Source organism: Streptomyces sp. TRM49041 (assembly GCF_008271805.1).
In the GTDB taxonomy this organism is placed as follows: Bacteria; Actinomycetota; Actinomycetes; order Streptomycetales; family Streptomycetaceae; genus Streptomyces.
Map to the genome: position 1 here is coordinate 21,340 of NZ_VSRY01000173.1, position 15,152 is coordinate 36,491.

16 protein-coding genes are annotated in these 15,152 nt (G+C 70.1%); 14 read left to right on the forward strand and 2 right to left on the reverse strand.

Features of this window, described 5'->3' with window-relative positions; all coding sequences use genetic code 11:
* Positions 1-26 precede the first annotated feature (26 nt).
* The 5 genes from rpsM (at position 27) to truA (ending at position 3,651) form a co-directional block, all read left to right on the forward strand.
* Positions 27-407, forward strand: coding sequence for a 30S ribosomal protein S13 (gene rpsM / locus FVS66_RS32915; RefSeq protein ID WP_149184905.1), 381 nt, complete (start codon positions 27-29; stop codon positions 405-407).
* 66 nt (positions 408-473) lie between these two features.
* A complete protein-coding gene (gene rpsK, locus FVS66_RS32920; protein ID WP_003948617.1) occupies positions 474-878 on the forward strand; it encodes a 30S ribosomal protein S11 in 405 nt (134 codons plus the stop codon).
* Positions 879-1,051: 173 nt separating this feature from the next.
* Positions 1,052-2,074, forward strand: coding sequence for a DNA-directed RNA polymerase subunit alpha (locus FVS66_RS32925; protein ID WP_003956430.1), 1,023 nt, complete (start codon positions 1,052-1,054; stop codon positions 2,072-2,074).
* Positions 2,075-2,173: 99 nt separating this feature from the next.
* Complete coding sequence (gene rplQ, locus FVS66_RS32930; protein ID WP_149184906.1) at positions 2,174-2,665, forward strand: 50S ribosomal protein L17; 492 nt, start codon at positions 2,174-2,176, stop codon at positions 2,663-2,665.
* Between the two features lie 122 nt (positions 2,666-2,787).
* Positions 2,788-3,651, forward strand: a complete 864-nt coding sequence (gene truA, locus FVS66_RS32935) for a tRNA pseudouridine(38-40) synthase TruA (protein WP_149184907.1) — start codon at positions 2,788-2,790, stop codon at positions 3,649-3,651.
* Here truA and FVS66_RS32940 read toward each other — a convergent pair.
* Positions 3,616-4,647: a hypothetical protein gene (locus FVS66_RS32940; protein ID WP_149184908.1), complete on the reverse strand. Its 1,032-nt coding sequence runs from the start codon at positions 4,645-4,647 to the stop codon at positions 3,616-3,618. The two genes, truA and FVS66_RS32940, sit on opposite strands and share 36 nt — an antisense overlap.
* A 56-nt stretch (positions 4,648-4,703) precedes the next feature.
* On the opposite strand from FVS66_RS32940, the gene FVS66_RS32945 reads away from it, so the two are divergent.
* The 4 genes from FVS66_RS32945 to glmM all read left to right on the forward strand — a co-directional run bounded on the left by FVS66_RS32945 (position 4,704) and on the right by glmM (position 9,046).
* On the forward strand, positions 4,704-6,326 hold the full coding sequence (locus FVS66_RS32945) for an ABC-F family ATP-binding cassette domain-containing protein (protein WP_149184909.1): 1,623 nt from the start codon (positions 4,704-4,706) through the stop codon (positions 6,324-6,326).
* A gap of 236 nt (positions 6,327-6,562) precedes the next feature.
* Positions 6,563-7,006 (forward strand): 50S ribosomal protein L13, encoded by a 444-nt coding sequence (gene rplM, locus FVS66_RS32950; RefSeq protein ID WP_149184910.1) that lies wholly within the window; start codon positions 6,563-6,565, stop codon positions 7,004-7,006.
* A 41-nt stretch (positions 7,007-7,047) separates the two neighbouring features.
* The gene (rpsI, locus tag FVS66_RS32955) at positions 7,048-7,575 is read left to right on the forward strand and encodes a 30S ribosomal protein S9 (RefSeq protein ID WP_149184911.1); all 528 of its coding nucleotides are present in this window, start codon (positions 7,048-7,050) and stop codon (positions 7,573-7,575) included.
* Positions 7,576-7,687: 112 nt separating this feature from the next.
* Complete coding sequence (gene glmM / locus FVS66_RS32960; protein WP_149184912.1) at positions 7,688-9,046, forward strand: phosphoglucosamine mutase; 1,359 nt, start codon at positions 7,688-7,690, stop codon at positions 9,044-9,046.
* 73 nt (positions 9,047-9,119) lie between these two features.
* Here the strand turns inward: glmM and coaA are convergent, their stop codons facing one another.
* Positions 9,120-10,127 carry a type I pantothenate kinase gene (gene coaA, locus FVS66_RS32965; RefSeq protein WP_187645806.1) on the reverse strand — a complete coding sequence of 336 codons (1,008 nt, stop codon included), beginning with the start codon at positions 10,125-10,127 and terminating at the stop codon, positions 9,120-9,122.
* A 317-nt stretch (positions 10,128-10,444) separates the two neighbouring features.
* Between coaA and FVS66_RS32970 the strand changes: the two genes are divergently transcribed.
* The 5 genes from FVS66_RS32970 to FVS66_RS32990 all read left to right on the forward strand — a co-directional run bounded on the left by FVS66_RS32970 (position 10,445) and on the right by FVS66_RS32990 (position 15,143).
* On the forward strand, positions 10,445-11,113 hold the full coding sequence (locus FVS66_RS32970) for a hypothetical protein (RefSeq protein WP_149184913.1): 669 nt from the start codon (positions 10,445-10,447) through the stop codon (positions 11,111-11,113).
* Positions 11,114-11,215: 102 nt separating this feature from the next.
* The gene (locus tag FVS66_RS32975) at positions 11,216-11,989 is read left to right on the forward strand and encodes a hypothetical protein (protein WP_149184914.1); all 774 of its coding nucleotides are present in this window, start codon (positions 11,216-11,218) and stop codon (positions 11,987-11,989) included.
* Between the two features lie 93 nt (positions 11,990-12,082).
* Positions 12,083-12,892, forward strand: a complete 810-nt coding sequence (locus FVS66_RS32980; RefSeq protein WP_149184915.1) for a hypothetical protein — start codon at positions 12,083-12,085, stop codon at positions 12,890-12,892.
* A gap of 35 nt (positions 12,893-12,927) precedes the next feature.
* Positions 12,928-14,778 carry a glutamine--fructose-6-phosphate transaminase (isomerizing) gene (glmS, locus tag FVS66_RS32985; protein WP_149184916.1) on the forward strand — a complete coding sequence of 617 codons (1,851 nt, stop codon included), beginning with the start codon at positions 12,928-12,930 and terminating at the stop codon, positions 14,776-14,778.
* On the forward strand, positions 14,775-15,143 hold the full coding sequence (locus FVS66_RS32990) for a holo-ACP synthase (RefSeq protein WP_149184917.1): 369 nt from the start codon (positions 14,775-14,777) through the stop codon (positions 15,141-15,143). The genes glmS and FVS66_RS32990 overlap by 4 nt, the downstream gene beginning before the upstream one ends.
* Positions 15,144-15,152 lie beyond the last annotated feature (9 nt).

The window sequence follows — 15,152 nt, forward strand, 5'->3', positions numbered from 1 at the left end:
ACCCCCGAGCACACAGGAGCCATTGAATGGCACGCGTTTCCGGTGTCGACATCCCGCGCGACAAGCGCGTGGAGGTCGCACTCACCTACGTCTTCGGTATCGGCCGCACCCTGGCGAAGGAGACCCTCGCCACCACCGGTGTGAACCCGAACACCCGCGTTCGTGACCTGTCCGAGGAGGACCTGGTCAAGATCCGCGAGTACGTGGACAACAACATCAAGACCGAGGGTGACCTCCGCCGCGAGATCCAGGCCGACATCCGCCGCAAGGTCGAGATCGGCTGCTACCAGGGTCTTCGTCACCGCCGCGGTCTTCCGGTCCACGGCCAGCGCACCAGCACGAACGCTCGTACCCGCAAGGGCCCGCGTCGCGCCATCGCCGGTAAGAAGAAGCCGGGCAAGAAGTAGTCCGCAGCGGACGACTGTCCACGGTCTTCGCTGTAGGACCGACCACCTCCCGTAGGAGTTAGAGACATGCCCCCCAAGGGACGTCAGGGCGCTGCCAAGAAGGTGCGCCGCAAGGAAAAGAAGAACGTCGCTCACGGCCACGCGCACATCAAGAGCACGTTCAACAACACGATCGTGTCCATCACGGACCCGACCGGCAACGTGATCTCCTGGGCCTCCGCCGGCCACGTCGGTTTCAAGGGCTCCCGTAAGTCGACTCCGTTCGCCGCGCAGATGGCCGCCGAGTCGGCCGCCCGCCGCGCGCAGGAGCACGGCATGCGCAAGGTCGACGTCTTCGTCAAGGGCCCGGGCTCCGGTCGTGAGACCGCGATCCGCTCCCTGCAGGCGACCGGCCTCGAGGTCGGCTCGATCCAGGACGTGACGCCGACCCCGCACAACGGCTGCCGCCCGCCGAAGCGCCGCCGCGTCTGACTCGGTAGCGGTCTCCGCGTGAGCGGAGGTGACCCGCGCCGCCGCGTCTGACGCAGCGCGCTCGTAGCAGCTTGTGAGGTTCGGGCGGTACGTCTCTTTCTGGGCGTGCCGCCCGTACCCTTGCAGTACAGAGGACGTCAAATAGCGGGCGTCCACGACTGAAGGAAAACACCATGCTGATCGCTCAGCGCCCCTCGCTGACCGAAGAGGTTGTCGACGAGTACCGCTCGCGGTTCGTCATCGAGCCGCTGGAGCCGGGCTTCGGCTACACGCTCGGCAACAGCCTCCGCCGTACGCTCCTCTCCTCGATCCCGGGTGCGGCCGTCACGTCCATCCGCATCGACGGTGTCCTGCACGAGTTCACCACCGTGCCGGGCGTCAAGGAGGACGTCACCGACCTCATCCTCAACATCAAGCAGCTGGTGGTGTCCAGCGAGCACGACGAGCCCGTCGTGATGTACCTGCGTAAGCAGGGCCCGGGCCTCGTCACCGCCGCGGACATCGCCCCGCCGGCCGGTGTAGAGGTCCACAACCCCGACCTGGTCCTCGCCACGCTCAACGGCAAGGGCAAGCTGGAGATGGAGCTGACCGTCGAGCGCGGTCGCGGCTATGTCTCCGCGGTGCAGAACAAGCAGGTCGGCCAGGAGATCGGCCGCATCCCGGTCGACTCCATCTACTCGCCGGTCCTCAAGGTCACCTACAAGGTCGAGGCGACCCGAGTCGAGCAGCGCACCGACTTCGACAAGCTGATCGTCGACGTCGAGACCAAGCAGGCCATGCGCCCGCGCGACGCCATGGCGTCCGCCGGCAAGACCCTGGTCGAGCTGTTCGGTCTGGCCCGTGAGCTCAACATCGACGCCGAGGGCATCGACATGGGCCCGTCCCCGACGGACGCCGCCCTCGCCGCCGATCTGGCGCTGCCGATCGAGGAGCTCGAGCTCACCGTCCGGTCGTACAACTGCCTCAAGCGTGAGGGCATCCACTCCGTGGGTGAGCTCGTCGCCCGCTCCGAGGCCGATCTGCTCGACATCCGCAACTTCGGTGCGAAGTCGATCGACGAGGTCAAGGCGAAGCTGGCCGGCATGGGCCTGGCCCTCAAGGACAGCCCGCCCGGATTCGACCCGACCGCCGCCGCCGACGCCTTCGGCGCCGACGACGACGCGGACGCGGGCTTCGTCGAGACCGAGCAGTACTGAGCCCGTACGGCTCATGCGATAACTGCCTGTAGGCGTCCGCCTGCGGGGTCCTGACACCGGTACCTGACACGGCCGGTGCAGATCACAAGGAGAAACACCATGCCGAAGCCCGCCAAGGGTGCCCGTCTGGGCGGCAGCGCCGCGCACGAGAAGCTGCTCCTCGCGAACCTCGCGAAGGCGCTCTTCGAGCACGGCCGCATCACCACGACCGAGGCCAAGGCCCGCCGCCTGCGTCCGGTCGCCGAGCGCCTGATCACCAAGGCGAAGAAGGGCGACATCCACAACCGTCGCCTGGTGCTGCAGACGATCACGGACAAGGGCATCGTCCACACGCTCTTCACCGAGATCGCCCCGCGCTACGCCGAGCGCCCGGGTGGCTACACCCGTATCACCAAGATCGGTAACCGCCGTGGCGACAACGCCCCGATGGCGGTCATCGAGCTGGTCGAGGGTGAGATCGCCAAGAAGGCGACCGTCGCCGAGGCCGAGGCCGCGACCAAGCGCGCGGTGAAGGAGTCCGAGGAGGCCAAGGCGGAGACCCCCGCCGAGGAGGCCGCCGAGGCTCCGGCCGAGGAGAACAAGGAGGCGTGAGCCTCCACTCCCCGCGCGAGCGGGGTTGACCGCCGAGCCCCACGGCAAGGCTGACGGACGGGCCCGCACCCCTTGGGAGCGGGCCCGTTCCGCATGTGCAGAGGTTTGAGAGGATCGTTCGCGTGAGCGATGAGGTGGAGCCCGGCTTCGTACGGGTGCGGCTGGATCTGTCCTACGACGGCAAGGACTTCCACGGCTGGGCCAAGCAGGCCGGCGGGCAGCGCACCGTGCAGGGCGAGATCGAGGACGCGCTGCGTACCGTCACGCGGTCCTCGCGGACGTACGAGCTGACCGTCGCGGGGCGCACCGACGCCGGGGTGCACGCCCGTGGCCAGGTCGCCCATGTCGACCTGCCCGAGGCGGTCTGGGCCGAGCACCGGGAGAAGCTGCTGCGGCGGCTGGCCGGGCGGCTGGCGCACGACGTGCGGGTATGGCGGGTCGAGGAGGCGCCGCGCGGCTTCAACGCGCGCTTCTCCGCGATCTGGCGCCGCTACGCCTACCGCGTCACCGACCGGCCCGGCGGTGTCGACCCGCTGTTGCGCGGGCACATCCTGTGGCACGACTGGGCGCTGGACTTGGACGCCATGAACGCCGCTGCCGAGCGGCTCGTCGGCGAGCACGACTTCGCGGCCTACTGCAAGAAGCGTGACGGGGCCACCACCATCCGGACGCTGCAGGAGCTGCGGTGGGAGCGGCTGCCCGGCGGGGTGCTGGAAGCGAGGGTGCGGGCCGACGCCTTCTGCCACAACATGGTCCGCTCGCTGGTCGGCGCCCTGCTGTTCGTCGGCGACGGGCACCGGCCGGTGGACTGGCCCGCGAAGGTGCTGGCCGCGGGTGTGCGGGACTCGGCCGTCCATGTCGTACGGCCCCACGGGCTCACCCTGGAGGAGGTCGGCTACCCGCCCGCCGAGCTGCTGGCCGCCCGTAACCGGGAGGCCCGCAACCGGCGGTCACTGACTCCCGGCGGGAGCGGTGGCTGCTGCTGACGCCTGGGTGCGGCCGCGGGCGTAGATCTGGTTGAAGGTGAAGGAGCCCACGTCGTCGCTGGTCTTGAAGACCGCGGTGTCGGACTTCGTCACCTTCTTGCCGTTGGCGAAGCCGGCCTGGGTGAAGTAGGCGTACCGGCCCAGCGCGTTCGAGCGGCGGAGGCAGACGGTGGAGCGGCAGAAGTCGCCGACGCCGTCGCCGGCCAGCGGGGCGATGCCGCCGCGTGCCTCGTCCTTCGCCTTGAGGGCCTTGGACTGGTCGGCGAAGAGCGCCACGCCGACCGTGACGGCGACGCCGTCCCTCTCGTACGTGGCGCGGATCACCCGGGTGCAGCCGTGCTTCCGCAGGATCGCGCCCAGGCCGTCCTTGCCGACGGACGCGCAGTCCGTCGTGGAGCCGGTGGCGCCCTTCTGGTAGACCCGGTCGCCGACGGTGAGCTTCTTCCCGGGGAAGAGGGTGTCCGCGCTGAGCGGGGCCTGGTCCTTCCGGTCGGTGGAGATGAAGTCCATCGGGTTCGGCGGGGGCGGTGGCGCGACCGAGGAGAAGGACGGCTGGGCGCCGGTCGCGCCGGTCGGCAGTTCGGCGCCGCCGGGGACGGTGGCGGAGCCGGCGGTGGTGGCGCCGGCCTTGTCGCCGGTGCCGCCGCTGTTGGTGGAGACCACGGCGACGGCCACGACGGTCGCGATCGCCGCGGTGGCGAGGACGCCGCCACCGGCGAGCAGCCAGCGCTTACGGCGCTGTCGTGCCTCGGACGCCTCGGCCAGGGCGCTCCAGTCGGGGGTGCCGCCGGGGCCGTGATCGGCGGGGGCGCCGAAGGGGGAGGGGGACTGCCGGCCGTACGGCGGCTGTCCTTGCTCCTGCCCGTACGGCCCGCCCTGCGGCTGCTGTCCGTACTGCTGCCCGCCCTGCTGCCCGCCCTGCCCGTACGGGTCGTGGCCGGAGCTGCCGTTCGGCTGGTGTGGCTCCTGCGGCCACTGCGGTCCCCCAAAGCTCATGCCGCGCATCCTAAACCGGTTGGGTGAGGGCCGGGCGAGCGGCCAGAATGCGGGCCATGGGACATGTGGAGGCCGCGCACATCGAGTACTTCCTGCCGGACGGGCGGGCGCTGCTCGGTGATGTGTCGTTCCGGGTGGGCGAGGGGGCCGTGGTGGCCCTCGTCGGGCCGAACGGCGCGGGCAAGACGACGCTGCTGCGGCTGGTCGCGGGCGAGCTGCAGCCGCACGGCGGGACCGTGACGGTGAGCGGCGGGCTGGGTGTGATGCCGCAGTTCGTGGGGTCCGTGCGGGACGAGCGGACGGTGCGGGACCTGCTGGTGTCGGTGGCGCAGCCCCGGATCCGGGATGCGGCCCGGGCGGTCGACGAGGCCGAGTATCTGATCATGACGGTGGACGACGAGGCCGCGCAGATGCGGTACGCCCAGGCGCTGAGCGACTGGGCGGAGGCGCGCGGGTACGAGGCCGAGACGCTCTGGGACATGTGTACGACGGCCGCGCTGGGCATTCCGTACGAGCGGGCCCAGTTCCGCGAGGTGCGCACGCTCAGCGGCGGCGAGCAGAAGCGGCTGGTGCTGGAGGCGCTGCTGCGTGGCCCGGACGAGGTGCTGCTGCTGGACGAGCCGGACAACTATCTCGACGTGCCGGGCAAGCGGTGGCTGGAGGAGCGGCTCGCCGAGACTCGTAAGACCGTGCTGTTCGTCTCCCACGACCGGGAGCTGCTCGCGCGGGCCGCGCAGAAGATCGTCGCGGTGGAGCCGGGCCCGGCCGGGTCGGACGTGTGGGTGCACGGTGGCGGCTTCGGGACGTTCCACGAGGCGCGGCGTGAGCGTTTCGCGCGGTTCGAGGAGCTGAAGCGGCGCTGGGAGGAGAAGCACGCCCAGCTGAAGAAGCTGGTGGTCAATCTGCGGCAGGCCGCGTCCGTCAGCCACGAGATGGCGTCCCGGTACGCGGCGGCGCAGACACGGCTGCGGAAGTTCGAGGAGGCCGGGCCGCCGCCGGAGCCGCCGCGTGAGCAGGACATCCGGATGCGGCTGCGCGGCGGCCGTACCGGGGTGCGGGCGGTGACCTGCGAGGGGCTTGAGCTGACGGGTCTGATGAACCCCTTCGACCTGGAGGTCTTCTACGGGGAGCGGGTCGCCGTGCTCGGCTCGAACGGCTCCGGCAAGTCGCACTTCCTGCGGCTCCTGGCGGGTGACGCGTCCGTGGCGTACTCGGGCGCCTGGAAGCTGGGCGCCCGGGTCGTGCCGGGTCACTTCGCGCAGACCCATTCCCACCCCGATCTACAGGGCCGCACGCTCGTCGACATCCTGTGGACCGAGCACGCCAAGGACCGCGGCGGGGCGATGTCCGTGCTGCGCCGCTACGAACTGGAGGGCCAGGGCGACCAGCCGTTCGGGCGGCTGTCGGGCGGCCAGCAGGCCCGCTTCCAGATCCTGCTGCTGGAGCTGTCGGGCGCCACGGCGCTCCTGTTGGACGAGCCGACGGACAACCTGGACCTGGAGTCGGCGGAGGCCCTGCAGGCGGGGCTTGAGGCGTACGAGGGGACGGTCCTGGCCGTGACGCACGACCGGTGGTTCGCGCGCGCCTTCGACCGCTGTCTGGTGTTCGGCGCGGACGGTGTCGTGCGGGAGACCCCGGAGCCCGTCTGGGACGAACGCAGGGTGGAACGGAAGCGGTAGGCGCACGGCGGGCGGAGTCGCCGTTTTGACCCGGGTGGGGGACGGCGCGTATTCTTCTGGTTCGTTATGCGTACTGGCTTGCTCGATCTCACGTGAGAGGCCGTTACGCCGGTCCACCGGGCCGATGACCAGCGACCTGCACTCGGTATGCGTCACCGACGTGTGGTCTTGGCTGTCGTGATCGTCCGTGGTGGCCTTGACAGGACCCACTCACTGAAGAAGCGAAGGCTACGACCGTGCGTACGTACAGCCCCAAGCCCGGCGATGTCACCCGCCAGTGGCACGTCATCGACGCCCAGGACGTTGTCCTGGGTCGCCTGGCCACCACCGCCGCCACCCTCCTCCGGGGCAAGCACAAGCCGATCTACGCGCCGCACGTCGACGCTGGTGACTTCGTCATCATCATCAACGCCGACAAGGTGCACCTGTCGGGCAACAAGCGGACCCAGAAGATGGCGTACCGCCACTCCGGCTACCCGGGTGGTCTGCGCTCCGTCCGTTACGACGAGCTGCTCGAGAAGAACCCGGAGAAGGCCGTCGAGAAGGCCGTCAAGGGCATGCTCCCCAAGAACTCCCTCGGCCGTCAGATGCTCTCGAAGCTGAAGGTCTACGCGGGCGAGAACCACCCGCACGCTGCCCAGCAGCCGGTCCCGTTCGAGATCACCCAGGTCGCGCAGTAAGTCCGGCCACCCCCTAAGACGAAAAGAATCTGAGGAGCATCGTGGCCGAGACCACTGTTGAGAACCCCGTCGAGGGCGTCGAGGGCGAGGAGACCTACGCGGAGGTCACCACCTTCGAGTCCGAGGTCCCCGTCGAGGGCGAGTACACCTCCGAGTCGCTCGCGTCCCGCTTCGGCGAGCCGCAGCCCGCGGCCGGCCTGGGCCGCCGCAAGAACGCCATCGCCCGCGTCCGGATCGTTCCGGGCACCGGCAAGTGGAAGATCAACGGTCGCACCCTCGAGGACTACTTCCCGAACAAGGTGCACCAGCAGGAAGTCAACGAGCCCTTCAAGGTGCTCGAGCTCGAGGGCCGTTACGACGTCATCGCCCGTATCTCGGGTGGCGGCGTCTCCGGCCAGGCCGGCGCCCTGCGCCTCGGCGTGGCCCGCGCCCTGAACGAGGCGGACGTGGACAACAACCGCGGCGCGCTGAAGAAGGCCGGCTTCCTGAGCCGCGACGACCGTGCGGTCGAGCGCAAGAAGGCCGGTCTGAAGAAGGCCCGCAAGGCGCCGCAGTACAGCAAGCGCTAATCTGCGTCTGCTCGGACTGCTCGTACGTACGCCCCGGCGGCACTCACGTGCTGCCGGGGCGTACGTTTCTCCTTGTTGGCTCGGTAAGTGGTAAGTCTTTCGGAGGACAGCTGTGGGACGACTCTTCGGCACGGACGGCGTGCGCGGTGTCGCCAACGCGGACCTGACGGCGGAGCTGGCGCTCGGCCTGTCGGTGGCGGCGGCGCATGTGCTCGCCGAGGCGGGGACCTTCGAGGGCCACCGGCCGACCGCGGTGGTCGGACGTGACCCGCGTGCGTCGGGAGAGTTCCTGGAGGCCGCCGTCGTGGCGGGCCTCGCGAGTGCCGGCGTCGACGTGCTCCGCGTGGGCGTCCTTCCCACCCCGGCCGTCGCCCATCTGACCGGCTCCCTCGGCGCCGACCTCGGTGTGATGCTGTCCGCCTCGCACAACGCCATGCCGGACAACGGCATCAAGTTCTTCGCGCGCGGCGGCCACAAGCTGGCCGACGAGCTGGAGGACCGTATCGAGGCGGTGTACGAGCAGCACCGCACCGGCGAGCCCTGGGACCGGCCGACCGGCGCCGGTGTGGGCCGCGTCAAGGACTACGGGCAGGGCGCCGACGACTACGTCGCCCACCTGCTGTCCGTCCTTCCGAACCGCCTCGACGGCCTCAAGATCGTCCTGGACGAGGCGCACGGTGCCGCGTCCCGTGTCTCGCCCGCCGCGTTCACGCGGGCCGGCGCGGAGGTCGTCACCATCGGTGCGGCCCCGGACGGCCTCAACATCAACGACGGCTGCGGCTCCACCCACCTCGGCATGCTGAAGGCCGCCGTCGTCGAGCACGGCGCCGACCTGGGCATCGCCCACGACGGCGACGCCGACCGCTGCCTGGCCGTGGACCACACCGGCACGGAGGTCGACGGCGACCAGATCCTCGCGGTCCTGGCCCTCGCCATGCGCGAGGCGGGCACGCTGCGCGGCGACACCGTTGTCGCGACGGTCATGTCCAACCTGGGCTTCAAGCTCGCCATGGAGCGCGAGGGCCTGCGGATCGTCCAGACCGCGGTCGGCGACCGGTATGTGCTGGAGGAGCTGAAGGAGCACGGCTACGCCCTGGGCGGTGAGCAGTCCGGGCACGTGATCGTCCTGGACCACGCCACCACCGGCGACGGCACCCTGACCGGCCTGCTGCTGGCGGCGCGCGTCGCGGCGACCGGGCGGCGGCTGGCCGACCTGGCCGGTGTCATGGAGCGCCTGCCGCAGGTCCTCATCAACGTCAAGGACGTCGACAAGAGCCGCGTGAAGACCTCCCCCGAGCTGGGCACCGCCGTCGCGGAGGCCGAGCGCACGCTGGGCACGACCGGCCGCGTCCTGCTGCGCCCGTCGGGCACGGAGCCGCTCGTACGCGTGATGGTGGAGGCCGCGGACATCGAGCAGGCGCGGGCGGTGGCGGGTCAGCTGGCGGACGCGGTGAAGGCGACGCTGGGCTGAGGTCCGCCGCAGAACGTGAAGGCGCCCCGCCGGTGCGGAACCGGCGGGGCGCCTCCTCACATCCGGGCCGGAGTCAGAGCTTCCGCAGGGACAGCCGCTGCACCTTGTGGTCGGGCCCCTTGCGTACGACGAGGTGGGCGCGGCCGCGGGTGGGGGCGACGTTCTCCAGGAGGTTCACCTTGTTGATGGTGCGCCACATGGTGCGGGCGTAGTCGAGCGCCTCATCCTCGCTGACCTGTGTGTACTTGCGGAAGTACGAGGACGGGTTCTGGAACGCGGTCGCGCGCAGCTTGCGGAAACGGTTCAGGTACCAGCGCTCGATGTCCTCGGGCCGGGCGTCCACGTACACCGAGAAGTCGAAGTAGTCCGCGAGCCCGACGCGGGTGCGCCCGTCCTTGCCCGGCAGAGCGGGCTGGAGGACGTTCAGCCCCTCGACGATCAGGACGTCCGGGCGGCGGACGGTAAGGCGCTGACCGGGCACGATGTCATAGATGAGGTGCGAGTAGACGGGCGCGGTGACCTCGTCCTTGCCGGCCTTGATGTCCGCGACGAACCGGGTGAGCGCCCGCCGGTCGTACGACTCGGGGAACCCCTTCCGGGACATCAGCCCGCGCGACTTGAGTTCCTTCATCGGCAGCAGGAACCCGTCGGTCGTCACCAGCTCGACGCGCGGGTGCTCGGGCCAGCGGGCGAGCAGCGCCTGGAGGAGCCGGGCGACGGTCGACTTGCCGACGGCGACGGACCCGGCGACGCCTATGACGAACGGGGTGCCGCGCTGGGCGCCCTTCTCGCCCAGAAACGTGTTGAGCGCGCCGCGGAGGTCGGCGGACGCGCCCACATAGAGGTTGAGGAGCCGGGAGAGCGGCAGGTAGATGTCACGGACCTCGTCGAGGTCGATGACGTCGCCGAGGCCGCGCAGCCGCTCCACCTCGTCGGCGCTGAGTGGCAGTGGCGTCTTGTCGCGCAGGGCGCTCCACTCGTCGCGGGTGAGATCGACGTAGGGCGTCGACTCGGCCCGCCGGGGCGGGGCGACGGCGTTGCCGGGCGGCGGTGTGCTGCTTCGTGGCGGCGAAGTGATCACCCCGCCATTGTCGGCCGTACGGGGCCTCCGTGGGGCGTGGGCTCGGTCACGTGGGTCGTTCTGACCGCGCTCTCGTTTCTCACCTGATGCGGTCCCGGCCGTAACCGGCCCCGCCTCGCCCGGCCCCACGCCGCCATGAAGGCGCGAAGCGGACCTCGGCGATCTCGGCGTCGGAGATCCAGCATTCCTCGCAGCCTGGTGGCCACGACGACCGGAGCGCAGATCGCGGTCTTGACGGGTCCTCGTGAGCGCTCCCGGGGGCCACCTGCGTACAGCTACTCATGCGTCGCGTCATGCTGGCGCCTACCGTCACGTGCATGTTCAAGAGTTCTGCTAGAGCCCGGGTCCCCGGGCGGTCATTCCTGTATGCCGTAACAGGGCTCGTGATGGTGGCGCTGCTCGTCGCTGTCGCGGTGGCGGGAAACGTCGTGTGGAACGGGACGCCATATCCTTCGGCCGACCCCGACGCGGTCGCGCAACGGCTCAAAGCTCGGTCCGACGAGGTGAACGGCGGCTTCGCGTTGTCCGGGAAGTACGCCGCGGGCTCGGGCAGGGTCGATACCGGCCCCTGCTACTACCGAGGGCTGAGGGGCGTCGCCCATGTTGACGAGGCACGAAGCGACGTGCGCAGTTTCGCTCTCGACTGGAGCGTGCCCGGCGTCCCGGAAGCCACCGCCCGAGACGCGCAGCGGCGCGTGCGTCAGCGGCTGACGCAGAAGGGGTGGAAACTCACCCACGAAGGCGACCGCGCAGGCGCGACCTTTCGCGAACTGGGCTTTCGATTCGAAGACCCGGAAGGGGGCGACCAGGTCGACGTGCGATGGAACGACTCGACCACGACTCTGTCTGTGAGCGTCTACGCCCCTTGTGGGCGGGTTCCCGAGAGGTTCGTGGAGCACGACTGGCCTGAAGCGGACTGGCACCCGGAAGCGCGGGAGCATGCCGCGAACTTCGCCGCCTCTATGGAGGCCAGGACAGCCCTATAACCTGGCGCGGACCTGTCGCTCCTGAGGACGAAAGCCGTGCCTGTGAGACCAACCGTCATACGCCGTTCCCCCACGGCCGCTTGCGCCGTGACACTTGCCCTCATGACGGGTGCCTGCGGTGGTGGCGGTCAGGAGGGCACCCGAGAGGCGGCCCCGGCCGCGTCCGCTGCCGTAGCCGTCTCCCCGGAAGCGGCTCCTTCGCATGGGGAGGCCGTCGCGGCCGAACTGGAGAAGCTCGCGCTGGCCCAGGGAGACGTGAAGGGGCACACCGTCGAGAAGGTCGACACATGGCATGAGGTGACTGTCGAAAGCGTCGCAGTCGACAAAGCGGCCTGTGAGGCGTTCGGGGACGCTATCGCCGGGGCCGCGGTCGGACGTCCCGCAGCGACCGCTCAGCGGATGGTCGAGGCCGAGCTCACAAAGGCGCTGACGGACGAGGAACTCCTCGAGCTGCCGGACGACCAGATCGGTCAAGCCATGGTGTCCGCGATATCCGGCACGTACACCGTCGTGACGATCGCCTCCTACGACGGCAAGGGAGCCGAGGAGGCGCTCAGCACGCTCCGTTCCGCCGCCAAGGCCTGCGTCGGCGGAGGTTTCACCATGACGTCGGGTGTGCTGCGGGGCGGGACGCACTGGCACGTCGAGGACGTAAAGGAGGTGGCGGTTCCGGGCAAGCGGGACGGACTTGCCTGGGAGGTGATGACCCAGTCGGAGCCGGGCGCCATGGAGAACCCGTTCAAGGCCGTTGTCATTCGTACGGGGCGTCTGCTCGCGGTGTTCTCCTCGCGCAACAACTTCGCAGGCGACCAGAGCGACTTCGCCGCGCCCACCGCCGTGATCGACGCCCAGCTGGCAAAGCTGCCGATCACGTGAGCGTCACGGTCGGGTACCGGCATGAGCTGCGGTGATCGTTCTGTCGGTGGGTGGGCTTACCGTGTGCACATCATTCACACAGAAAGTTGTGCCATGCGAGCCACCTTCATCCGCCGTTCCGCCGTCGCCGCGTCCGCGGTGTCCCTTGCTCTGCTTGTCACAGCTTGCGGTGGTGAGAAGGCGGGTGGCGAGGACAAGGGCGCCAAGGACAAGGCGACCACGGAGTCCGCCGCGCCCGCCGCCAAGGTCCTGACCGCCGCCGAGCTGGAGAAGGCGGTGCTGGCCCAGGGTGATGTCGCGGGGCACAAGGTGGAGCCGGCCAAGGCCGCGGACATCGGCAAGGCCGAGGACGTCACCGTCGACAAGGCGGAGTGCCTGCCGCTGGCCCACGCCGCCTCCGCAGTGGCGCTCGGCAAGCCCGCGGCGACCGTGACCCGCAAGGTGATGGAGGAGCCGAAGGCGGACAAGGAGAAGCCCTCCTTCGAGGGCATGACGGAGAAGGAGATCGAGGACGCCATCGCGTCGTCGATGGCCATCACCGTCACGACGGACCAGCTCTCCTCGTACGACGGCAAGGGTGCCGAGGACGGCCTCGCCTCCCTGCGGGCCGCCGGCACCGCCTGTGCCGGTGGCTTCACCGTGACCCAGGACGGCGAGAAGACCAAGATCCTCAAGGTCGAGGAGGCCAAGGTCTCCGGTGGCGAGGAGGCCGGTGCCTGGGTTCTCACGGCCGACATGGAGGACGGCGAGAAGATGGCGGTCAAGGTGGTGGCCCTCCGTCAGGGATCCACGCTCGCCACGTTCATGGCCATGAACATCGGTGCCGCCATGACCGGCAAGGACTTCCCCCTGCCCACCGCCGTCATCGACGCCCAGGTCGGCAAGCTCGCCAAGCTGGGCTGAGCCGGGGGAGCCCGTCGGGGTCGTAGGCTGCCCGCATGTGCGGAATCGTGGGATACGTCGGCGGGCAGTCGGCGCTTGATGTCGTCATCGCGGGTCTGAAGCGGCTCGAGTACCGGGGCTACGACTCCGCCGGGGTCGCCGTGCTCGCCGACGGTGGGCTCGCGGCGGCCAAGAAGGCGGGCAAGCTCGTCAACCTGGAGAAGGAACTGGTCAGTCGGCCGCTGCCGAGCGGGTCCACCGGGATCGGCCACACCCGGTGGGCCACGCACGGCGCGCCGACCGACGCCAACGCGCACCCGCACCTCGACAACGCGGGGCGGGTCGCGGTCGTGCACAACGGGATCATCGAGAACTTCGCGTCCCTGCGGGCCGAGCTGGCCGAGCGCGGGCACGACCTCGTCTCCGAGACCGACACCGAGGTCGTCGCCCACCTCCTCGCCGAGGCCCACTCCTCCACCGCCGACCTGGCCGAAGCCATGCGCCAGGTCAGCCGGCTGCTCGAAGGGGCCTTCACCCTCGTGGCCGTACACGCCGACGAGCCCGATGTCGTCGTCGGGGCCCGGCGGAACTCGCCGCTCGTCGTGGGAGTGGGGGAGGGGGAGTCGTTTCTCGCCTCCGATGTCGCCGCTTTCATCGAGCACACCCGCTCCGCCATCGAGCTCGGCCAGGACCAGGTCGTCGAGCTCCGGCGGGACGGGACCGTCACCGTCACCGACTTCGACGGCGCGCCCGCCGACGTGCGGACCTACCACGTCGACTGGGACGCCTCCGCCGCCGAGAAGGCCGGCTACGACTACTTCATGCTCAAGGAGATCGCCGAGCAGCCCAAGGCGGTCACCGACACGCTCCTCGGGCGCGTCGACGCGGAAGGGTCCCTGACGCTCGACGAGGTGCGGATTCCCGACGCCGTGCTCCGCGAGGCCACCAAGGTCGTCATCGTCGCGTGCGGCACCGCCTTCCACTCGGGGCTCATCGCCAAGTACGCCATCGAGCACTGGACCCGGATTCCCTGCGAGGTGGAGCTGGCCAGTGAGTTCCGGTACCGGGACCCGATTCTCGACCAGCGGACGCTCGTCATCGCCATCTCCCAGTCCGGGGAGACCATGGACACCCTGATGGCGGTGCGCCACGCCCGCGAGCAGGGCGCCCGCGTGCTGGCCGTCTGCAATACGAACGGGGCGTCCATTCCACGGGAGTGCGACGCCGTGCTGTACACGCACGCCGGACCCGAGGTCGCCGTCGCGTCCACCAAGGCGTTCCTCACGCAGCTCGTGGCCTGCTACCTCGTGGCGCTCTACCTCGGGCAGGTGCGCGGCACCAAGTGGGGCGACGAGATCCGGGCCGTCGTCCGGGACCTCTCGCGGATCGCCGAGGACGTGGAGCGCGTCCTGGAGACCATGGAGCCCGTACGGGAGCTGGCGCGGTCGCTCGCCGACCACGACACCGTGCTGTTCCTGGGGCGGCACGTGGGCTACCCCGTCGCGCTCGAAGGCGCGCTGAAGCTCAAGGAACTCGCGTACATGCACGCCGAGGGGTTCGCCGCCGGGGAGCTCAAGCACGGGCCCATCGCCCTCATCGAGAAGGATCTGCCCGTCGTCGTCGTGGTGCCCTCGCCGCGGGGGCGGTCCGTGCTCCACGGGAAGATCGTCTCCAATATCCAGGAGATCCGGGCCCGGGGGGCCAGGACCATCGTCATCGCGGAGGAGGGGGACGAGGCCGTCGTGCCCTACGCCGATCACCTCATCCGGATCCCGGCCACGCCGACGCTCCTTCAGCCGCTCGTCTCCACCGTCCCCTTGCAGGTCTTCGCCTGCGAGCTCGCCACCGCCCGCGGCAACGAGGTCGACCAGCCGCGCAACCTCGCGAAGTCGGTCACCGTCGAATGATCATCGGGGTGGGGATCGACGTCGCCGCGATCGACCGGTTCGCGGAGGCCATGGAGCGTACGCCACAGATGGCGGAACGGCTCTTTCTGGAGCGGGAGTTGCTGCTGCCCAGCGGCGAGCGGCGCGGTATCGCCTCACTCGCCGCACGGTTCGCCGCCAAGGAGGCCATCGCCAAGGCGCTCGGCGCGCCGCCGGGGCTGCACTGGACGGACGCCGAGGTGTACGTGGAGGACAGCGGCCGGCCCCGGCTGCGGGTGCGGGGCACGGTCGCGGCGCGCGCCGCCGAGCTGGGCGTACGGTCCTGGCATGTGTCGCTCAGTCACGACGCGGGGGTGGCGTCGGCCGTGGTGATCGCCGAGGGTTGAGCGGAGGAG